At 65.4% G+C, this 19,491-nt stretch carries 17 protein-coding genes and 1 tRNA gene; 5 read left to right on the plus strand and 13 right to left on the minus strand.

The genetic code is table 11. The annotated features are described in order from the left end of the window. Positions 1 to 6: 6 nt before the first annotated feature. The 3 genes from ACNQPB_RS15855 to ACNQPB_RS15865 form a co-directional block, all read right to left on the minus strand. A complete protein-coding gene (locus tag ACNQPB_RS15855; RefSeq protein ID WP_498753311.1) occupies positions 7 to 1,005 on the minus strand; it encodes a hypothetical protein in 999 nt (332 codons plus the stop codon). 158 nt (positions 1,006 to 1,163) lie between these two features. Then, positions 1,164 to 1,466, minus strand: a complete 303-nt coding sequence (locus ACNQPB_RS15860; protein ID WP_115789241.1) for a DUF4193 domain-containing protein — start codon at positions 1,464 to 1,466, stop codon at positions 1,164 to 1,166. A 224-nt stretch (positions 1,467 to 1,690) separates the two neighbouring features. Beyond that, entirely contained in the window at positions 1,691 to 2,026 is a 336-nt protein-coding gene (locus tag ACNQPB_RS15865; RefSeq protein WP_498753313.1) for a hypothetical protein, read from the minus strand. A gap of 341 nt (positions 2,027 to 2,367) precedes the next feature. Here ACNQPB_RS15865 and ACNQPB_RS15870 point away from each other — a divergent pair, with 341 nt between their 5' ends. Beyond that, on the plus strand, positions 2,368 to 2,853 hold the full coding sequence (locus tag ACNQPB_RS15870) for a hypothetical protein (RefSeq protein WP_498753315.1): 486 nt from the start codon (positions 2,368 to 2,370) through the stop codon (positions 2,851 to 2,853). On the opposite strand, the gene ACNQPB_RS15875 is transcribed toward ACNQPB_RS15870, so the two are convergent. The 10 genes from ACNQPB_RS15875 to ACNQPB_RS15920 all read right to left on the minus strand — a co-directional run bounded on the left by ACNQPB_RS15875 (position 2,822) and on the right by ACNQPB_RS15920 (position 14,171). Then, the gene (locus ACNQPB_RS15875; RefSeq protein ID WP_498753317.1) at positions 2,822 to 4,018 is read right to left on the minus strand and encodes a metal-dependent hydrolase family protein; all 1,197 of its coding nucleotides are present in this window, start codon (positions 4,016 to 4,018) and stop codon (positions 2,822 to 2,824) included. The two genes, ACNQPB_RS15870 and ACNQPB_RS15875, sit on opposite strands and share 32 nt — an antisense overlap. After that, positions 4,008 to 5,471 (minus strand): MFS transporter, encoded by a 1,464-nt coding sequence (locus tag ACNQPB_RS15880; RefSeq protein WP_498753319.1) that lies wholly within the window; start codon positions 5,469 to 5,471, stop codon positions 4,008 to 4,010. The genes ACNQPB_RS15875 and ACNQPB_RS15880 overlap by 11 nt, the downstream gene beginning before the upstream one ends. Before the next feature lie 260 nt (positions 5,472 to 5,731). Next, positions 5,732 to 7,222 (minus strand): aldehyde dehydrogenase family protein, encoded by a 1,491-nt coding sequence (locus ACNQPB_RS15885; protein ID WP_498753321.1) that lies wholly within the window; start codon positions 7,220 to 7,222, stop codon positions 5,732 to 5,734. Positions 7,223 to 7,247: 25 nt separating this feature from the next. After that, entirely contained in the window at positions 7,248 to 8,735 is a 1,488-nt protein-coding gene (locus ACNQPB_RS15890) for an alanine/glycine:cation symporter family protein (protein ID WP_498753323.1), read from the minus strand. After that, positions 8,732 to 9,643 (minus strand): 4-hydroxy-tetrahydrodipicolinate synthase, encoded by a 912-nt coding sequence (dapA, locus tag ACNQPB_RS15895; protein ID WP_498753325.1) that lies wholly within the window; start codon positions 9,641 to 9,643, stop codon positions 8,732 to 8,734. The genes ACNQPB_RS15890 and dapA overlap by 4 nt, the downstream gene beginning before the upstream one ends. Before the next feature lie 39 nt (positions 9,644 to 9,682). Beyond that, positions 9,683 to 11,086: a protoporphyrinogen/coproporphyrinogen oxidase gene (locus ACNQPB_RS15900; protein ID WP_498753327.1), complete on the minus strand. Its 1,404-nt coding sequence runs from the start codon at positions 11,084 to 11,086 to the stop codon at positions 9,683 to 9,685. Between the two features lie 349 nt (positions 11,087 to 11,435). After that, the gene (locus tag ACNQPB_RS15905; protein ID WP_498753329.1) at positions 11,436 to 12,155 is read right to left on the minus strand and encodes a cache domain-containing protein; all 720 of its coding nucleotides are present in this window, start codon (positions 12,153 to 12,155) and stop codon (positions 11,436 to 11,438) included. Between the two features lies 1 nt (position 12,156). Beyond that, on the minus strand, positions 12,157 to 12,918 hold the full coding sequence (locus tag ACNQPB_RS15910) for a FadR/GntR family transcriptional regulator (protein WP_498753331.1): 762 nt from the start codon (positions 12,916 to 12,918) through the stop codon (positions 12,157 to 12,159). Positions 12,919 to 13,069: 151 nt separating this feature from the next. Beyond that, a tRNA-Thr gene (locus tag ACNQPB_RS15915) sits at positions 13,070 to 13,146 on the minus strand. A gap of 140 nt (positions 13,147 to 13,286) precedes the next feature. After that, the gene (locus tag ACNQPB_RS15920; RefSeq protein ID WP_498753333.1) at positions 13,287 to 14,171 is read right to left on the minus strand and encodes a DsbA family protein; all 885 of its coding nucleotides are present in this window, start codon (positions 14,169 to 14,171) and stop codon (positions 13,287 to 13,289) included. A gap of 175 nt (positions 14,172 to 14,346) precedes the next feature. Here ACNQPB_RS15920 and ACNQPB_RS15925 point away from each other — a divergent pair, with 175 nt between their 5' ends. From ACNQPB_RS15925 to ACNQPB_RS15940, 4 genes are all read left to right on the plus strand, one after another. After that, positions 14,347 to 15,837 (plus strand): alpha,alpha-trehalose-phosphate synthase (UDP-forming), encoded by a 1,491-nt coding sequence (locus tag ACNQPB_RS15925; protein ID WP_498753335.1) that lies wholly within the window; start codon positions 14,347 to 14,349, stop codon positions 15,835 to 15,837. Further along, entirely contained in the window at positions 15,827 to 16,633 is an 807-nt protein-coding gene (otsB, locus tag ACNQPB_RS15930; protein ID WP_498753337.1) for a trehalose-phosphatase, read from the plus strand. Before ACNQPB_RS15925 ends, otsB begins: the two co-directional genes overlap by 11 nt. A 215-nt stretch (positions 16,634 to 16,848) precedes the next feature. Then, on the plus strand, positions 16,849 to 17,931 hold the full coding sequence (locus tag ACNQPB_RS15935) for an ABC transporter ATP-binding protein (RefSeq protein ID WP_498753339.1): 1,083 nt from the start codon (positions 16,849 to 16,851) through the stop codon (positions 17,929 to 17,931). A 108-nt stretch (positions 17,932 to 18,039) separates the two neighbouring features. Next, entirely contained in the window at positions 18,040 to 19,452 is a 1,413-nt protein-coding gene (locus ACNQPB_RS15940) for a DUF4032 domain-containing protein (protein ID WP_498753341.1), read from the plus strand. Positions 19,453 to 19,491 lie beyond the last annotated feature (39 nt).

The raw sequence follows: 19,491 nt of genomic DNA on the forward strand, positions 1-19,491 counted from the left end.
GATCATTCAGTCAGGAGAAAATCCGGGATTGCGGTTGAGAGCCTGGGGATCAGGCCCGCTGGAACAGGTCTTGAGTTCACTGGCCGGGTTGAACGGCACGTTGAAGACATCGACGGCTGCGGCTGCGGGTGACTGCTGGTTGGACAAGCCTCCGGCGTTTGCGCTGCCCGCCGCACCGGCCGGCGGCGTTGCCGGCAGTGAAGGGTCTTCGGAGTGGCCTGCTGTTCCGGACAACTTGCCGGCAGCCTCCAGTGCCGCGACGCCCGAGAACGGTACACCGATGAGCTGTTCCGCGTGCTCCGGACCGGGAACCGACAGTACCGCCGGAATGGTGACCGGCACGGCAGCGATGGCTTCAGTCGTGGGTTTTGCGTTCGCGGCTGCGGGAACTGCAGGCGTTGCGGAAACTGCCGCTGGACCCGACAGGCCGCCATCAAGTACTCCGGCAGGCAGGGATACAACCTTGGTGAGGACCGGTTTTACAACGTCGGCACTTTCCCGGATGACGGAATTCACGACGGCGGCTGCCGGCTTGCTAACGCTCTTCACCCCTGAGGTGGCCACGGATGTTGCCGTCGCTGTCAGATTCCGGGTGGTGGTTTCGACTGTGGCCAGCGAGGCATCCGCCAAGGCGGCAGCGGGTGCCGCCGAATGCTTGACCAAGCCGGTAACGGCCGAGGCGCCTTCTGCCAGGGTTCCGTCAAGGTCGGTTCCGCCAAGGTCGGTTCCGCCGAGCCCGCTTCGAACGGGTGCCGTGCTACCTGGCGATGATGCCACGCTGGAGATCCGGGGGATGGTTTTGACAAGCCCGGCGAGGCCGGTGCCCTTTGGAGCGGGGACGTTGTCCTGCACGATCCGGGTTGTGTCGGAAACGAGTGTGGAGGGATCGGCGGCAAAGCTTGACGCCGCGCTGACGAAGACCCAAACGGCGGCTGCAAATAGCGAGCCGAGGAGGATTCGCAGGGCTCGCCGGAGGAATGTCACGGACACGATCTTCTGCCACATGGCGTTCACCCCCAGCGTGAAACGTCGAACGACCGTAATTTGAGCGTAGGAGCCTGCGGCGGGTAATTCAAGACCCGAGGCAAACAGTATCGGCCGGAAAAACAGAAGCCCCGCCTGGCCGACAGGTCGGCGGGCGGGGCTGCTCAAGTGCGCGGGGCTCAGCCTTCGCAGTCGTAGCAGTACTTGAGGCCGTTCTTCTCCAGCGCGATCTGCGAACGGTGACGTACCAGGAAGCAGGACGAACACGTGAATTCATCGGACTGCTCCGGAACTACTACAACGGTCAGTTCTTCGCCGGAAAGATCGGCGCCCGGAAGGTCGATGCCCTCAGCTGTGTCGTTTTCGTCAACATCAATGACAGCAGTCTGGGCACCGGCGCCACGGGACGCCTGAAGGGCCTCGAGCGATTCGGCGGGAGACTCTTCTTCGGTCTTGCGTGGGGCGTCGTAATCGGTAGCCATTAGTGTGGTTCGCTTTCGTTGCTGCACAGTGCCATTCCGGCACCTCAGTGAAGGAGTTTAGGGCATAGTACACGGCTTCAACGAATAGTGTGTCCAAGAAAACATTTTCAGCTTCCCGGCACCGGTTCCGAACCGAAATCCCGCCTTTTAGCGCAGTCGGGTTAAAAACAGAAAGCTTCCACGGGCGCACCCGTGGAAGCTTCCTATCTCTCAGCCGTGTCCCCTTAGCTGGTGGGACCGCCGGGACCGTACATGACTGAGTAGTGCGACAGGTCCTTGCCGGAGCTGTGCCAGATGGTCACGCTCGTGACGCCCGGATCGTAGTAGGTGATTTCAGCACCCAGACCCTGGTTCGCCGAGCCGGCCTTGACGCAGGTGGCCGTGATGACCATGCCGGCCGGTGCCACCAGTGTGATCGACGTGACGCTTCCGGAGACTTCGATCCGGCCCGAATCCCATTCCGGACAGAGTTGTCCGGCGGGAGGGGCAGCGCTGGCGGGCATGGCCCCGCCGAGGAAAACCATGCCCGCAACAGCAGCCGCGGCCAGTATTCGCTTCATTCTTTACTCCTCAATGAGTATTGGAAATTCCGACCCCGGGGTCCCTGTAGTCCCCAAGACCTCTGCGTTCTGGCCGGCCCTTTCAACAGATGAAATCTGCGCACTCGGATCGTTGGCACATGACGCGCCCCAACTGTGCACCATCTCCACCGTCCAGCTCGTGACAGATGGCATCCCGCTGAATGCCTGCACGCACCGTGCGTGCTGCTAGAAACAATAGGGACGCGTGGGACGAAGCGCCCGAGTAGTCTGTACTCGTTTTTTCCGGAGCCTTTCCGCAGCGTTTTCGGTCCCGGATACTTATTCCGTTACCTCCCCTGCCCGGGCACCATGGAAGCATCATGGAACACAAGGAGCTTCGGACCGCCGGCTACGTGCCCTGGCTGTTGGGACCCGTAGCCACGGCTTTGGCCCTGGTGGCCCACCTGGTCTCCGGCGGGGCGCTTCCGTGGCCGCCGGCCCTGCTCGCCCTGGCGGCGCTGCTCAGCATGGCCGCCTCGATGTTGTCCCGGCTGCGGCTGCCTGTGTGGGCGCTGCTCCTGCTTTGCGGATTGACACAGCAGCTGCTCCACCTGGCTTTCGTGGTGTTCTCCGGTGTCCCCACGGGCCAGCAGTCCTCGGGGCATTCCCACGTGCCACTCCCGCTCACTGTTCCGGGAGCGGCCACCCAAGCCGCGGGACACCTGCAGGAGCTGATGCTTGTCACCCATGTCGCCGCGGCGTTACTGACGGCACTGATCATGGCAGCTGCCGGCCGCCGCATTGCGCGGCGACCGGCAGTGGATAAGAGCGGTATCAGGGTATCCGCACGGGATCGCCGTCGCTGAGGATAAGCCGCAGGGAGCGCCCGTCGGCCAGCACCCCGATCTCGGCAAGGGGATCCCCTTCCACTGCGATCAGGTCCGCGTAGCCGCCCTCGGCCACCACCCCCGCCAAGCCGCTCTCCCCCACGATTTCCGCTCCGACGAGCGTCGCCGAACGGAGCACTTCCAAGGGCGTCTGGACGCGGGCGCGAAGGCGGAACTCTTCGAGCTGATAATCCAGCCCGGCTCCGTGCAGGTCTGTCCCGTAGCCGATGCGGACGCCGGCCGCCGAGGCCTTTGCCAGCGACTCAATACCACGCTCAAAGATGTCCTCCACCGCTGCCTTCTTTGCCGGATCCAGGCCGTGACCGCTGGCCCCGGACAGGATCGCCCAGTACGTCGCCAGCGTCGGTACGTAGAAGGCACCCTTCTCCAGGAACAAGTCGATGCATTCGCCGTCCAGGAGGTTGCCGTGCTCGATGGTGCGCACGCCCAGCCGCAAGGCCCGCGAGACGGCCTCCGCGGTGTAGACATGTGCGGCAATGTAGCGGTGCGCCAGCCGGGCCTCGTCGACGGCGGCAAGCACTTCCGCGTCCGAGAAACCCAGCGCTTCGAGCCGCATCTTCGACACCACCCCGCCCGAGAGCGTGAGTTTGGCGTGGTCCGCGCCGTCGCGGAACTCCGCACGCAGGGCGCGGCGGAGTTCCACCTCCCCGTCGCATACCTTCGTGAGGACGTGCCCGCCGGTTGGGGCGAAGATCGGACCGCCGGCTTTGAGCCGGGGTCCGGTCACGAGCCGTTCGTCGACGGCGCGGGATAGCCCGGTGTCCGCGCCGCCCATGTCGCGGACGAGGGTGAAGCCGCGCAAGAGCATCTCGTGCATCACCCTTGCGGTGCGTGCAGCGTGGTACGACGGCGTCCAGGACAGGATTTCGTTGAAGTCGCCGGAGGCCTGCGTGACGTGGGCATGGGCGTCGATCAGGCCCGGCAGTACCGTCAGGCCGCTGAGGTCGATCTCGACGGCGTCCGCAACCGTACGGCTGGATTCCGAGATCTCGGCGATCCTCCCGCCGCGGGCGACAATGGTCCGCGACGGCCCCACGTCACCGCTTTCGACGTCGAGGATCCGCGCGTTGCGCAGGACGACGGACTGGGAGCGGGCTTGCCCCGGGTCTGTCCTAACTGCCATGGGCGTTCCTTTCCGCCGGCTGCACGCCCACCGTCCGCACCGATTGGCTGGTGGCGTCGAGCGGACCGGCCGCATCCGCCGTCGCCGTTTCCGCCTTTCCGGCGGCGCGTTCGTCGATTTCCTCGAGGGAGCGGCCGCTGGTCGAAACACCGAAGACGAGGACCACCAGTGCTGCTCCACCGAGGACTGCCATGACCATGGTGAAGACGCCGCCGAAACCCAGCGCGGGGTAGGCAGCGCCGATCAGGATCGGCGCGGTGATGCCGCCGATCCGGCCGAAGGCCGAGGCACTGCCCATGCCGGTCGCGCGGAGTTTGGTTCCGTAGACCTCCGGGGTGTAGGCGTAGAGGCCGGCATAGCAACCGTTCATGAAGAAGGAAAGCAGCGATCCGAAGGCCAGGACCGCGCCCTCGCCCGACGCCTGGGATAACAGGAACGCCGAGACCGCACCGCCCGTCAAGTAGATCGCGATGGTCACACGGCGGCTGAGGCGTTCGTTGAGGAACGCCGCACTGTAGTAGCCGGGAATCTGGGCGATGGTGATGATCAATGAGTACGTGAAGCTGCCGGTGATTGTCATTCCCTTGGCTACCAGGAGCGAAGGGATCCAGACAAAGAAGCCGTAGAAGGAGAAGGTCACCGAGACCCAGAGGAGCCAGATCACTGCGGTGCGGCGGGCATTGCCGTGCCGCCACAGGTCCGCCTGCTGGAACAGCGGCGGTGCCTTCGGCGTCGCTGCTTTGAGGGCGACGACGGCGGAGCCGGTGGTGCGCACGAGGCGCCCTTCTTCGAGGCCCTGGACGATCTGCTCGGCTTCGGCCTCACGCCCCCGGGTGAGCAGCCAGCGCGGGGACTCGGGAAGGACCCGGCGCCACCAGAGGAGCATCACGATGGGGACGGCCGTGACGAGCTGGCCGATCCGCCAGCCTTCGGAAAGGCCGGCGACAACGGTGGTGCCGATCAGCGCGGCGCTGACGTAGCCGAGGGCGAAGAACCCGGCAACCGCACCGACGAAGAAGCCCCGGCGGTTCTTCGGGATGAATTCCGCGATGAAGGTGGGAATAATGGCGGCCTCGGCGCCGATGCCGATTCCTGCGATCACGCGCATGGTGAAGAAGAACTCCCAGCCCTGGGAGAACGCGGCGACGATGGTTGCCGCCGCGTAGAGGCCGAGGGCGTACATCATGACCTTGCGGCGGCCGATCCGGTCCCCCAGAGCGCCGGCACCGATCGCGCCGATGAAGATGCCGATCAGCAGGGAGCTGCCGATGAGGCCCGCCTGGGCGCCGTCCAGATGCCAGAGCGGTTTGATGATCGGCATGATGTAGGAGACGAGCGAGCCGTCCATGCCGTCGAAGAGCAGTCCAAGGCCTCCGATGAGCGCCAGTTGGGCGTGGGGCTTGCCTACCCGCATGCCGTCCATGCGCTCAAGGAGTGACCGCGTCGTTGCCATCACATTGCCTTTCTGTTGGGGAGGAATTCTGTTGGGGAGTGCCGGAGCGGAGTCTCGCCGCTCTTGGCATACAGGATTCCACTTTTTGTGTGCAATGTCACTAGTAACAGGTGACATTGCATACTTTTGGCATACCAATCGATATTCGGGGCCACTTGGAGCACGGCCGCAACGAACGCCTGCCGATCGTGGGATCAAGCCTTAAATGACCATGCACCCCGGAATTACCGGGGTGCATGGTCGCACGGCTACGGCTGGACTCAGCCGCGGTTGTACATGACGTGCTTGGTGCGGGAGAAGTCCTCCAGGGCGTAGATGGACAGGTCCCGGCCGTAGCCCGAGCCCTTGAAGCCGCCCCAGGGAACTTCGTTGGCAATGACCAGGTGTGAGTTGACCCAGACCGTGCCGAAGTCGAGGCGGCGCGGCACGGACAGCGAGCGAGCGGCGTTGTTGGTCCACACCGAGGCGGCGAGGCCGTACACGGTCTCGTTGGCCCGGGTGATGGCCTCCTCGTCACTGCCGAAGGTTTCCACGGACACCACCGGGCCGAAGATCTCCGTGTGGGTGATCGCGGCACCGGCCGGCACGTTGGTGACAACGGTGGGTTCGATGAAGTAGCCGGGGCCTTCCATCGCGTTGCCGCCGACGGCGATCGTCAAGCCGTCCTTGCGGACGTCCTCAAGGGCGGCGAGCACCCGCTTGTAGTGCGCACCCGAGATCATGGAGCCGATTTCGACGTCGTCCCCGGCGCCGGGGGTGCCGACCGAGATTTCGCTGACCTCGCGCACCAGCAGTTCGGTGAACTTCTGCGCGATCGACTCATGGACGAGCACGCGGCAGGCCGCGCCGCATTCCTGGCCACCGTTCCAGAACCCCGCAGCACGGACACCCTTCGCGGCAGCCTCCAGGTCGGCGTCGTCGAACACTACAACGGGTGCCTTGCCGCCCAGCTCCAGGTGGACGCGCTTCACGGTGCCGGCGGCGCTCGCGGCGACCTTCTGGCCGCTGCCAACGCTGCCGGTGATGGCGACCAGGTCCACGTCCGGGTGCTCGGAGATCCGGTTGCCGACCACGCGGCCGGAGCCGGTCACGATGTTCAACACACCGGCCGGCAGCTCGTCGGCCACGAGTTCGGCCAACTTGAGTGTGGTCAGCGGCGTCTCCCCCGAAGGCTTGAGGACCATGGTGTTTCCGGCCGCCAGGATCGGGGCGATCTTCCACGCGGCCATCAGCAGCGGGTAGTTCCACGGGGTGATCACGCCGACGACGCCGACGGGTTCGCGGAAGATCACCGAGGTGTGGTTCTCGGCGTAGTCGTCCGCGCCGAGCGTGGTGTAGGCGCGGGCGGCACCGGCGGAGAACCTGAAGGTGTCCACCGCGCTGGAGATGTCGTCTTCCGCGACGGCGGCCGGCTTGCCGGTGTTCGCCGATTCGAGGGCCTCGAGGGTTTCCCTGTTGTCCTCGATGATCCCGGCGATCCGGAGCAGGACCGCGGAACGTTCCTTGGGGGTCTTCGCCGCCCACTCTGCCTTGGCTGCCACCGCAGCTGCGACGGCGGCGTCCACGTCCTCGACGGAACCGGCCGGGACCTGCGCCAGGACTTCCTCCGTGGCGGGGTTTTCCACGGCGGCCGTTTCGGACGAGCTCGAGGCGACAAACTTTCCGCCGATGAACTGGCCGAAGGGCGGCAAGGATGGTGCAGGCGTCCCGCCTGCACGGCGGACAGTGAACGATGCTGTTTCGGTGGTCATGGTTCTCCTTCGAAGGTAGTGCCTGCTACTTGGCCGGTGTTGCGGTCTTTTCGAGTTCGTGCTCCCAGAACTCTGCGCCCTCGATGCCCAAGGCCTTGGGATCGAAAACGGGATCCAGGCCCAACTTGCGCTGGTATTCGTAGTCCTTGTAGATCCTGCGGACCAGCGGGAACAGGAAGGCCAGGCAGATGAGGTTGACCCACGCGATCAGGCCGAGCCCGATGTCTCCCGCAGCCCAGATGAGTTTCGCGTTCACCACGGAGCCGATGAACACGATCGCCATGGTCCCGAATTTGAGGACCTGCTTCCAGCCGTGGCCCGTCCTGCCGTCCAGCAGGTAGAGGAGGTTGGAGTTCGCCACGTAGAAGTAGGCCAGCAGGCAGGTGAAGCCGAAAAGCAGGACCGCGACGGCGACGAAGCCCGCGCCCCAGCCGGGGATGAGCGTGTCGATGGCGGCCTGGACCCAGTTGGCTCCGACGGGCACGCCCGGCAGGTTGTTGACGAGGAAGCCGCCGGAGCCGTCAGTGACGTTGAACTTGCCGGAGACCACCATCATGAGGCCCGTGGCCATGCAGATCAGCAGCACGTCGATGTAGATGCTGAAGGTCTGGACCAGGCCCTGTTTGCCCGGGTGGGAGGTGCGGGCCGCCGCGGCGGCGAAGGTCGCTTCGCCCAGGCCGTTGGACGAGGCGAAGACGGCACGGCGGACGCCCCAGGCGACCGCAGCGCCGGCGATCCCGCCCAGGAGGGGGTGGACCCCGAAGGCCGACTGGAAGATCAGGGCGACGGCCGCCGGAACGCTGCCGATGTTGATCCCGATCACGGCGAGCGCGAGCAGCAGGTAGCCGATGGCGAGCACCGGTACCAGGGCCTGGGTGACCTTCACGAGGCGAGTGGTTCCGCCGAAGATGACCACGGCGATCATGGCCGTGACGAACACCGCGGGAACCCAGCTCGGCAGGCCGAACGCGAGATTGGTGCTGGCCGCGATGGTGTTGACCTGCAGGCCCGGGAAGACGAAGCCGTAGCCGATCACGCCGAGGACCGCGACCAGGGCACCCACCTTGGGCAGCTTCAGGCCGAACTTGATGTAGTACGGCATGCCGCCGATGTCCTCGTTGGCGTTGCGGCGGTCCTCGTCCTGGACCTGCCGCTTGAAGGCCTGGGACAGTGTCGCCTCCGCGTAGCCGACGGTGCAGCCGACCAGGCCGGTTATGGCCATCCAGACCAAGGCGCCCGGGCCGCCGGCGCTGACGGCCGTGGCGACGCCGGCGATGCTGCCGACGCCTACCCGGCTCGCCAGGGCGAGCACGAGGGCCTGGAACGACGACAGGCCCCCGCTCTCGCTGCCCTCTGTCTCCTTGAGCTGGCGGAGCATGTCCGGGATCCGCCGGAACTGGACACCCTTGGTTGTTACGGAGTAGACGACGCCGAGCCCCAGCACCACATAGGCCATCGGCGCCCAGATTGCGTCCGAAATCCCGGAGAGCAGTTCACCGAAGTCCATGGTCATCCCGCCTTCTGTCCGACGGCCAAGTTCTGCTTGAGCGCGGCGAGCGCGTTCTCAACCCGGGCGTAGTCTTCGGCGCTGAGGTCAGCAGTGGGACGGCGGGGCGATCCGGCGGGCAGGCCCTGCAGCGCGAGTCCGGCCTTGACGGACGGGATGAACGGCACGGACAGCAGTGCGTCGATCACCGGGTACACCTGCTTCCAGAGCGCCAGCGCACCGTTGAGGTCGCCGTCGGCGATCCGCCGGCTGACCGCCACGATCTCCTCCGGCACCACGTTCGCGGTGCCGGCCATCACGCCGGCCGCGCCCTCGGCCAGGGCGCTGTAGATGTACGCGTCCCAGCCGATGAAGGTGCCGATGACGTCGCTGTGGTGGTGGATCAGCTGAAGGGCCTGTTCCCAGTTCGCGCTGGAGTCCTTGATGTAGCGGATGTTATCCACTTCCTCGGCCAGCGCCCGGACGGTGGCCGGGTCGAGGTTGACGCCGGTGACGGCGGGGATGTTGTAGAGCATGATGGGAAGTTCGACGGCGGCGGCGACGTCCTTGAGGTACGCGACCGTTTCCTCCAGGGAGAGCGGCTCGTAGTACGGCGTGATCACCATGAGCGCGTCCGCGCCGGCCTTTTCGGCCGCCTGCGAGAGGCGGATGGCTTCCGCCGTCGAGGTGGCGCCGGTCTGGGCTATGACCGGGACCCGGCCGTTGGCCTGGGCTATGACGGTTTCGATGAGGAGCAGGCGCTCCTCGGAGGACAGCGCGCCGACCTCGCCGGTGGAGCCGGCGGCGACGACGCCGTCGACGCCGCCGTCGATGGAGCGGTCAACAACCTTCCGCAGGGTGTCGACGTCGATGGTTCCGTCTTCGTTGAACGGAGTGGACAGTGCGGTGAGAACGCCGCGGAGTTCCTTGGACATTGGGTATTCCTCGTGTCAGTAAGAGTTGGACGCGCTGGTTCAGGCGACGATCGAGATGCCCGGCTTGCCCTGGGCCTTGGGCTTGGCGTGTGTTTGCCGCCCGGTAGCAAGCACGCTGGCGGCCTCCTGGGCTGCCGAGAAGCCGGAGGTGATGGAGCTTTCCGTGTAGAGGGTTCCCAAGTAGTCGCCTGCCAGGAAGACGCGGTCGGCACCGCGCATGAGCGTCGCTTGGATCTTGGCCCGGCCCGGGAAGCAGTACGGGGAAGCGTTCTTCCAGCGGTTGACCTTGGCTTCCACCACGCTGCCGGCGAAGCCATTGCCCAGGACTTCGTCCAGGTCCTTGAGGTGGGTCTGGATGACCTCCTCCCCGGGCTTCTCCAGGAGCGCACGGCCCAGGCTGGCCGGCGAGAAGGTCATGAAGCTGCCGCCCGGCTGCCGCACGGACTCCGTGCCGCGCACGATGCTGGCCTGGTTCAGGGCGATGGCGAAGGAGCGCTTCGGCGCCGCGATGGCGTAGATGTCGTCCCACGGGCGGGCGGAGGTCTCGTTGGTCAGGAAAGCGGTGCTGACATGCGGGCCGTACTTGATCTGGCTGAGTGCCCCGCGCAGTTCCTCCGGCAGGTCCACGCCGATCTGGTGGGATACGTCGGCCGTGGTGGCCAGGACCACGGTGCGGGCTTCCACCTCGTGGTCGACCCCGCCCTGGCTGTAGCGGACGACGACGGATTCCTTCTTGTGCACGATTTCCTGCACCTTGGCCCCGAGCTGGATGCGGTTGCCGAGGGCGGCCGCGATCGATTCGGTCAGGGTGGACGGGCCGCCGACGATGCCGCGGCTCAGTCCCTGCCCGAACCCCAGGACCAGGCTGAAGTAGCCGATGCCGGCGCCGGCGGAGATCTGGTCCATGTCACCTGCGGAGCGGGTGACGGTGGTCTTGAAGAGCGCCGCGGCATCCTCCGAGATGTTCCCGATGAAGTCGTCGAAGGAATTCGTGTTCTCGAAGTCGTAGATGCGCTGCTGGCGCTGTGCGCCGGATTCCCCCGGGCGCTTGCGCACCACGCCGGTGTACTTGGCGACGCCGCCCACCACCTTCATGCCGGCACGGAGCGTATCGATGCGTGCCTGCAGGGACATCGGGATGCGGAAGGGGTAAGTGGCGATGTGGCCGTTCCGGATGAACTTGCCGTTCATGGACAGGGCCTGGAGGGAGCCCGGGATTTGGACTGCGGACACGCCCACCTCGTTGAGCAGCGAATCCGTGGAGGACCCCGTGCCGGCGAAGACGTGCCCGCCCCAGTTCAGCCAGTACGTGCCACGCCGCTCGGACTGGATGCGACCGCCGACGCGCTCGTCAGACTCGAGCAGCAAGGTATCCCAGTGCCGCAGGCGCCATCCGGCCGAAAGGCCGGCGAGCCCTGCGCCGACGATGACTACATCTTTCATCTGTTTGAACTTTCCTTTTCGATGTGAACCAGGGTGCCGGGGCTGCTTGAGCCGGGGCGCCTCTTGGTGGGAAGGGACGCGACCCGACCGCCTCAATGCCGCCTTCCTTGGCGGCAGATCCGGGTGTCACGGAGTTGGGTCTTGCCATTCCAGGAGAGGGGTGTGCCCCTGGTCACATATAAAAGATACATCATTGTATGATTAATGCAATATCTTTCCTGCGGGCATGCTGAAGCCGATCCTGTGTGTTCATGGGCCCACAAGGGCGCAACTATCTGGCCGCGGGCGCAGGGAAGCGCGCAGGGAGGGCTCGATGCCCCAAAAGAAAAGGTGCGCGGACGCCCGCGGCTTACTTACGGAGGCTGATCAGCTTCCAGGGAAGGCGCGTCGGATTGCCTGGTGAGACGTCGACGGAGCACTCCACGCGCTGCATGTCTGCTTCCAGCAGCAAGGTGCCGGAAGCAATCCGGGCGTCATTGGAGGCAATGACCCGCCCGTTCGGACCAAGCAGGATCACCGAAGGATCACGGAGCTGCAAAGCACGGAGAAAGAGGCCTTCGAGCTTGGCCAGTGTCAGGTCGCAGCCCAGGACGTGTGTCCCTTGGGGCGTGAGGGCGGGTACGCAGAGGGTAATGATGTTGACGTTGATGCCGCCGAAGTCGACGTAGGGGCCAACCGCCATCGCTTGCCCGCTCGTGGACGGCAAAGTGAACCATTCACGCCCGGTGTAGTCGTAGTAATTCAGCGAATCCGGATTGAGGTCATGAGTGACGAAGCGGGTTCCGCCGGCGGCCTGGGCGGCCCTCCACCACTCGAGCCAGTGCTCGGCCTCGGGAAGGCTCCCCGGGGCGTAGGCGATTCCGGCCCCGACGATCAGCGCGGAGTGCAGCTTGATGAATTCCGCCAGCTCCTTTTTCAGGAACAGGAAGGCGCTTCGCCTCGGGGTGAGCGCCCGCGCGGCCACGTCGGACACGGATCCGGCGATCTTCTCCAGATCCTCAAAGACGCCGTTGATACCGGAAGAGAGGGTGCCGGCCGTCCGGACAAGAGTTTCCCTAACGGATTCCACGTCACTCACCTTGCTCGGGCAGCATCGTCAGTTCCAGGTGCTGCTCTATCAAATATTTGGTATCGCTCCGGCTGTGGAGCTCGGCCGCGGCCCCTGCCGCATCAGGGTCCTTGGCGCGGATGGCATCCACGATGGCTTCGTGTTCTTTCACCACAAGATCGTCCTTGCCGTCCCGGCCAGCCTGGTCCCACCAGAGGGTCATCAGCTCCGCTTCGAGCTGGAGTGCTGCCGAAGTGAGGCGACTTGACTGAGCGGCGATGCTGACAGCCACGTGAAAGCGGCTGTCTACGCGCCGCCTGGCCCGGTCGTCCGGCGCGTCACGGTGGAGCTGGACCAAACTCTCGAGATGTTCGACATTGCGGGGATCGGCCCGGCTCGCGGCCAAGCGGGCTGACATCGACGCGATGGCGGCGCCCAGGTCGCCCAGGTCCCTGAGGGCTTCCGTACTTGTTTCACGCAGCTTGTGCTGCAGCTGACTGTCCGTCAGGTCGACCTGGCGGCGGATCACGCTGCCGCCGCTGCGCCCACGGCTGGTTTCGATCAGGCCCTTGGTGCGGAGGGCTGCCAGGGATTGGCGCAGGGTGATGTGGGAGATCCCAAGCTCGGCCGCAAGCACTGACTCGGTGGGCAGGCGGTCACCTTCGGTGAGGATGCCCATCAGGATCGCCGTCTCGATCTGGTACGAAACCTGGTCTGCGCGCCCCAAGCCCTCCGGTTCGCTCCCGCGCAGGAGCAGCAACAAGTCCAGGGCAGAGGTGGACATTGCCGCACCCTGCATTCGGAACCCTCCTTAGCCTTTCCGCGTCTAAGCAGAACGCCGTGGCGAACTTTGCTATTTCCTACAATCTTTGCATATTTGCGGGAAAGCACGGCCCCAAGGGCGGCGCGTAGGAGAGGATCCTGACGGAGTTTTGTGGAGCCCCCTGCCGGATTCGAACCGGCGACCCCCTGTTTACAAGACAGGTGCTCTGGCCAACTGAGCTAAGGAGGCGTGCCCCGGCCGCGCCGGGACGATGCGCGCCAAAAAAGAGCGCTCAACAAGGGTAGCTCATTGAAGGGGCTACCCTCCAAAACGCGGCTGCGGGCCGTGCGCTGGATCCACCAGCACACGGCCCGCATTATGCGTGAAAACTACTTCTTCGCGGCAATCGCCTTGTTCAGCTCGCCGGCGAAGTCCGGGGTGGCCTGTCCATTCCACTGCTTGCCATCGATGAAAACCGTGGGGGTACCGGAGACGCCGACGTTGAGGGCTTCCTGGGTAATCACCTTGACATACGGCCGGAAGGTCTTCCCCTCCACGCAGGAGTCAATATTGGCGGCACCCACCTCGGTGGCCATCTTCTTCAGGTCGTTGTCGGAAATACCATCGCTGCCCTCGGCAGGCTGGCGTTCGAACAGCAGGTCAACGAACGCCGAATACTTGTCCGGCGAGGTGTTCACCACGCAGGCAGCTGCGTTCGCCGCACGCGAGGAGTAGTTCGTCTTGGACTGGCGGTCCAGGAAGCCCAGGGGGCGGTACTCCAGGGTGATCTTCCCTTCGTCGCGCAGCTTGGTCAGCGTTTCGTTGTAGGCGGTTTCGAACTGCTTGCAGATGGGGCAGATGAAGTCGATGTACGCCACGACCTTGACGGGCTTTCCGGCCTCGGCCTCGGCGCCGGGAGCGACGACGGTGGCGGGCTTGGTTGCCGGCGCGGACGGAATCGAGGCGAGGTCGACGCTGGCAGCCTCGGACTTGGACACTTCGGTGCCTTTCAGCAGCGTCACGCCGCCGTGCACGTTGCCGTTGGCCGGCGTCGGGCCCTTGTCCGCGATGGGCGCGCTGTTCTGGATACCCTGCATGACGGACACCGCGATGATGCCGATGATCACCACAACGGCAACCACGATGCCCCAAGCAATGAGCAGCTTGTTCCGTTTGTCCCTCTTGATCTGCGCCTCGCGGATCTCGCGGGCGCGTTCCCGGGCCTGGGCGGTGCGCTCTGCCTTGGACAGGCGTGGTTCGTTTGCGGGGCTCATCAGTTCCTCGTTGATCGGTGGCTGGTACGGGGGTATGGCACTGGGGCCAGTTTACGGGTGACGGGCACCCGCCCGGCTGAAGGCGCCAAACCCCGTTCAATGAACGAGCGGATGTGGGCGATGATTCCCGCCGGTAGGGTGGGATGTGAGTCACAAGCAATCCCAGGGAGCAGCAATGCAGAAACCGGCAAGCGAAAAACTCACCGCCAGGACGAAGGAAAGACCCTCACCGGCGCCGGCCAAATACGACTTCATGGTGGTCTCCAACCGGCTGCCCGTTGACCGGTGTTCCGCTGACGACGCGGAGAACGCGGGCGAAAGCTGGCGGCGCTCGCCCGGCGGCCTCGTGACGGCCCTGGCCCCCTTCATGGCAAAGAGCGACGGCGCGTGGGTCGGCTGGCACGGCGCCCCGGACGAAGCCGTGGAACCATTCAGCCACGACGACATGGACTTGATCCCCGTGGAGCTTAGTGCCGACGATGTTGAGCTGTATTACGAAGGATTTTCGAACGCCACCCTGTGGCCGCTCTACCACGACGTCATCGCCCGCCCGGAATTCCACCGGACCTGGTGGGACGCCTACCGCCGCGTGAACCAAAGGTTCGCCGACGCCGTCGTGCAATCCGCCGACAAGAACGCCACCATCTGGGTGCAGGATTACCAGCTGCAGCTGGTGCCGCAGATGTTGCGCCAGGCACGGCCCGACCTGAAAATCGGCTTCTTCAACCACATTCCTTTCCCGCCGCCGGAAATCTTCGCCCAGCTTCCCTGGCGGCAGGCGATCATCGAAGGCCTGCTCGGCTCGGACCTGGTGGGTTTCCAGCGCCCCAGCGATGCCGCGAACTTCATGCGCTCGGCCCGCCGCTTCCTCGGTGCGAGTGTCAAGCAGCAGCAGGTGCACGTCAGGGATTCCTCCGGCAGGGTCACCCACATCGCCCGCGCACAGGCGTTCCCCATTTCCATCGCCGTGGACCAAATCACCGAACTGGCCGAACGCCCGGACATCATCCAACGCGCAAAGCAGATCCGCCATGATCTCGGCAACCCGCGGACGATCCTGCTCGGGGTGGACCGCCTGGACTACACCAAGGGCATCCGCCACCGGCTCAAGGCTTTCGAGGAATTGCTGCAGGAGGGCCGCCTGACGGTCCAGGACGCCACCCTCATCCAGGTGGCCAGCCCGAGCCGCGAGCGCGTGGAGCAGTACCGGATCCTGCGCGAAGAGATCGAAGGCACGGTGGGCCATATCAACGGCAGCTACGACACCATGCAGAACACCGCGGTGCGCTACCTCCACCACAGCTACCCGGTGGAGGAGATGGTGGCGCTGTACCTCGCCGCGGACGTCATGCTGGTCACGGCCTTGCGCGACGGCATGAACCTCGTGGCCAAGGAGTACGTCGCCGCAAGGACCACCCACACCGGCGCCCTGGTCCTGAGTGAGTTCACGGGCGCGGCTGACCAGCTCAAGCAGGCCCTGCTGATAAACCCGCACGACATCGACGGGCTCAAGAACACCATCATGCGGGCCGTCGGGCTGCCGCCGAACGAGTCCCGGCGCCGGATGCGCGCCATGCGCAAGCAGATCCTTGAGCACGACGTGGACCATTGGTCCTCCGAATTCCTCGCCGCCCTGGCCGAAACGGTGGTGCGGGATGACAGCTGAGAACAAGCCGCCCCTGAGCCTCTCCCCCGGCCTCCTCGAGGCTGTGCGGACGATCGCGGAAACCGAACAGCTGCTGGTGGCCATGGACTTCGACGGGACCATCTCGCCGATCGTCGACCACGCCGGCGAGGCGCGCCCGCTGCCGCGTTCCGCCGCGGCTTTCGCCGAACTCGCCGCCCTTCCGCGCACGACGACGGCGCTCATCTCGGGACGCGCCCTGTCCAGCCTGCGGGCGGTCGCCGCCCCTCCTGCCGCTACCTTGCTGATCGGCAGCCACGGTGCCGAGGCCTGGCTGGGACCCGGCTCCGCCGGTCTGCGGCTGGAACCGGACCAGGAGGCCCTGCTCGCCGAAGTCCGCGGAATCCTGGCCGAAATCGTGGCCATCGCCCCGGGGACCCTCCTCGAAGACAAGCCTGCCGGCGTCGTACTCCACACCCGTCTGGCGGACGACGATGTGGCCGAAGACGCCGTCGAGGCGGCCCGCACGGCTCTGCAGGACAGGCACGGCGTGTACTTGAAGGACGGCAAGCGGGTCCTGGAGACGTCGGTGGTCCACGCCTCCAAGGGTGAGGCGCTGGCCTTCCTGCGCCAGGCCACCGGCGCGACGGCGGTGCTGTTCGCCGGGGACGACGTCACGGACGAGGATGCGCTGGCGCGGCTTCACCCGGGGGACGTCGGGGTGAAGGTGGGGCTGGACTTCACCCAGGCGGAATTCCGGGTCGAAGCCCCGGTCCACGTGGCCGAACTGCTCGAAGCGGTGCTCCGGGAACGGCGGGAGAACGTTACTCCCGGATAGCCGGAAAATGTGACGGGCGTAACATTTGCTTCGCCAAAACTGATTTCTGGCATACTCTCTTTTGTGACGCGGCGCACAGACACCGTGCGGCGTCGCATGAGCTCCCCGCCCCGACCGCCCTCCGGGCGGGACCCGGCGGGGAGTCCAACTGAATAAAAAGAACCATTCACAACGGATCGTCCGGCACGTACCTGCCGGTGAAGGGATTGATAACTGTGGCTACAGTTACTTTTGATAACGCTACGCGTCTGTACCCGGGCACAGATAAGCCCGCCGTCGATAAGCTCAACATCGACATCGCCGATGGCGAATTCCTGGTCCTCGTCGGACCCTCCGGTTGCGGTAAGTCCACCTCCCTGCGTATGCTCGCAGGCCTTGAGGACGTCAACTCGGGCCGCATCCTCATTGGCGACCGCGACGTCACCGACGTCCCGCCGAAGGACCGCGACATCGCAATGGTCTTCCAGAACTACGCCCTCTACCCGCACATGAGCGTTGCGGACAACATGGGCTTCGCCCTGAAGATCGCCGGCGTTTCCAAGGAAGAGCGCGCACAGCGAGTCCGCGAAGCCGCGAAGCTCCTGGACCTTGAGCAGTACCTGGACCGCAAGCCGAAGGCCCTCTCCGGTGGCCAGCGCCAGCGCGTTGCCATGGGCCGGGCAATCGTCCGCAACCCGCAGGTCTTCCTCATGGACGAACCGCTGTCCAACCTGGACGCCAAGCTCCGTGTCCAGACCCGCACCCAGATCGCTTCCCTGACCCGCCGCCTCGGCGTCACCACCGTCTACGTGACCCACGACCAGGTCGAAGCCATGACCATGGGCGATCGCGTCGCAGTCCTCAAGGACGGCCTCCTGCAGCAGGTCGACACCCCGCGCAACCTCTACGACAAGCCGCAGAACGTCTTCGTTGCCGGCTTCATCGGCTCCCCCGCCATGAACCTGCTTGAACTGCCGGTCGTCGACGGCGGTGTCCAGTTCGGTGGCACCGTTTACCCGGTCCAGCACGACGTCCTCGAGGACGCCACCGGCAAGACCGTCACGCTCGGTTCCCGTCCGGAAGACCTTGAGACGGTAGGCACGGGCGAAGGCCTCCAGGTAGAGGTCGACGTCGTCGAAGAGCTCGGTGCCGACGCTTACGTCTACGGCCACACCACACTTGACGGCAAGGACCACGACATCGTGGCACGCGTCGACGGCCGCCGTCCTCCGATGAAGGGCGAGTCCATCTGGGTACGTCCGCAGTCGGGCCACGTGCACCTGTTCGACACCAAGACGGGCCTGCGCCTGGGCGACTGACCCCCCGGCCCAGCCTACTCAGACAACCGCATAACCGACGGCGGCTCCTCCACCTGGAAGGGCCGCCGTCGGCGTTAACCGCACTCCTGATACGGAAGAATTGACACCATGACCGAGCAAAGCGGAGCCCAGTGGCATGACGAACCGACCGACTACGGACAGATCGGCAAGCTGCCGCGTACCGAGGCAGCCAGCGCCAAGGACACCGCTCCCCCGGCGAGCGTGATCGGCTCGCTCAACATCACCGCCGCCGCCACCGATCCCGAGCTGCTGGATCTTCCCTGGCACATCGCACTGGAGGACTGGCCCGCCGAAAACCTCGCCGCCCTGCCCCGCGGCATCTCCCGGCACATCGTGCGTTTCGCGCACCTGGGCGGCTCGGTCATCGCCATCAAGGAAACCTCCGAGCATGTGGCCCGCCACGAGTACCACATGCTCCGCAAGCTGGCCCGGCTGGATGTCCCGTGCGTAGAGCCTGTCGCCGTGATCACCGGCCGCACCACGCCCGACGGCAAACCGCTGAACCCGGTATTGGTCACCCGGCACCTGAAATTCTCCATGCCGTACCGCGCCCTGTTTTCTCAGATGCTCCGCAAGGACACCCTGACCCGCCTGATCGATGCGCAGGCACTGCTGCTGGTTCGCTTGCACTTGATCGGCTTCTACTGGGGCGATGTTTCCCTTTCAAACACCCTGTTCCGCCGGGACGCCGGCGCATTCGCGGCCTATCTGGTGGACGCCGAAACCGGCGAACTATACCCGGACCTGTCCACCGGGCAGCGCGAATACGACCTCGAGATCGCCCGCGTGAACATCGCCGGCGAACTGATGGACCTCCTGGAAGGCGGCCTCATCGAGGAAAAAGTGGACCCTGTGGCCACCTCGGAGCTCATCATGGATTCCTACCGCCGGCTCTGGGCCGAGCTCACCGGGAAGGAATCCTTCGAACTCGGCGAGCGCTGGCGCGTCGGTGCCCGCATCCGGCGCCTCAACGAACTCGGCTTCGACGTCGAGGAGTACGCGATCAAGACCACCGCGGACGGCTCCACGATCCAACTGCAACCCAAGGTGGTCGACGCCGGCCACCACCAAAGGCGGCTGCTCCGCCTCACCGGGCTGGACGCCCAGGAAAACCAGGCCCGCCGCCTGCTCAACGACATGGACCAGTTCCGCGCTGACAACAACCCCGGGATGGACGAGGAATACAGCGCCCACATGTGGGTGAGCCAGATCTTCGAGCCGATCGTGCGCTCCATTCCGCGCGAGCTGGCGGGCAAACTGGAACCGGCGGAAGTGGTCCACGAAGTCCTCGAACACCGCTGGTACATGAGCCAGAAGCAGGACCGCCACATTCCGTTGGCCGAAACCGTGCAGTCTTACCTGGACACCGTGCTGCGCCACCGCCGGGACGAGGCCGCGATCATGCTCAACCCCGATACCGAGATGCTGAAGATCCTTGAGGTGGAAACCGAAGAGTCGCGGTACAGCGACCTTGAGGACTATCCGGACGCGGACGACTGATGACGACGGCGGCCGGGTTGCTGCCCGCGGGCAGCAACC

This window comes from Curtobacterium sp. LFS079, from assembly GCF_047977865.1.
Lineage (GTDB): Bacteria > Actinomycetota > Actinomycetes > Actinomycetales > Micrococcaceae > Arthrobacter.

What these genes read in the sequence shown, in the direction of transcription:
- ACNQPB_RS15855 (WP_498753311.1), bottom strand. Translation starts at nt 1,005, where the DNA reads ATGTGGCAGAAGATCGTGTCCGTGACATTCCTCCGGCGAGCCCTGCGA.
- ACNQPB_RS15860 (WP_115789241.1), bottom strand. Translation starts at nt 1,466, where the DNA reads ATGGCTACCGATTACGACGCCCCACGCAAGACCGAAGAAGAGTCTCCC.
- ACNQPB_RS15865 (WP_498753313.1), bottom strand. Translation starts at nt 2,026, where the DNA reads ATGAAGCGAATACTGGCCGCGGCTGCTGTTGCGGGCATGGTTTTCCTC.
- ACNQPB_RS15870 (WP_498753315.1), top strand. Translation starts at nt 2,368, where the DNA reads ATGGAACACAAGGAGCTTCGGACCGCCGGCTACGTGCCCTGGCTGTTG.
- ACNQPB_RS15875 (WP_498753317.1), bottom strand. Translation starts at nt 4,018, where the DNA reads ATGGCAGTTAGGACAGACCCGGGGCAAGCCCGCTCCCAGTCCGTCGTC.
- ACNQPB_RS15880 (WP_498753319.1), bottom strand. Translation starts at nt 5,471, where the DNA reads ATGGCAACGACGCGGTCACTCCTTGAGCGCATGGACGGCATGCGGGTA.
- ACNQPB_RS15885 (WP_498753321.1), bottom strand. Translation starts at nt 7,222, where the DNA reads ATGACCACCGAAACAGCATCGTTCACTGTCCGCCGTGCAGGCGGGACG.
- ACNQPB_RS15890 (WP_498753323.1), bottom strand. Translation starts at nt 8,735, where the DNA reads ATGACCATGGACTTCGGTGAACTGCTCTCCGGGATTTCGGACGCAATC.
- dapA (WP_498753325.1), bottom strand. Translation starts at nt 9,643, where the DNA reads ATGTCCAAGGAACTCCGCGGCGTTCTCACCGCACTGTCCACTCCGTTC.
- ACNQPB_RS15900 (WP_498753327.1), bottom strand. Translation starts at nt 11,086, where the DNA reads ATGAAAGATGTAGTCATCGTCGGCGCAGGGCTCGCCGGCCTTTCGGCC.
- ACNQPB_RS15910 (WP_498753331.1), bottom strand. Translation starts at nt 12,918, where the DNA reads ATGTCCACCTCTGCCCTGGACTTGTTGCTGCTCCTGCGCGGGAGCGAA.
- ACNQPB_RS15920 (WP_498753333.1), bottom strand. Translation starts at nt 14,171, where the DNA reads ATGAGCCCCGCAAACGAACCACGCCTGTCCAAGGCAGAGCGCACCGCC.
- ACNQPB_RS15925 (WP_498753335.1), top strand. Translation starts at nt 14,347, where the DNA reads ATGCAGAAACCGGCAAGCGAAAAACTCACCGCCAGGACGAAGGAAAGA.
- otsB (WP_498753337.1), top strand. Translation starts at nt 15,827, where the DNA reads ATGACAGCTGAGAACAAGCCGCCCCTGAGCCTCTCCCCCGGCCTCCTC.
- ACNQPB_RS15940 (WP_498753341.1), top strand. Translation starts at nt 18,040, where the DNA reads ATGACCGAGCAAAGCGGAGCCCAGTGGCATGACGAACCGACCGACTAC.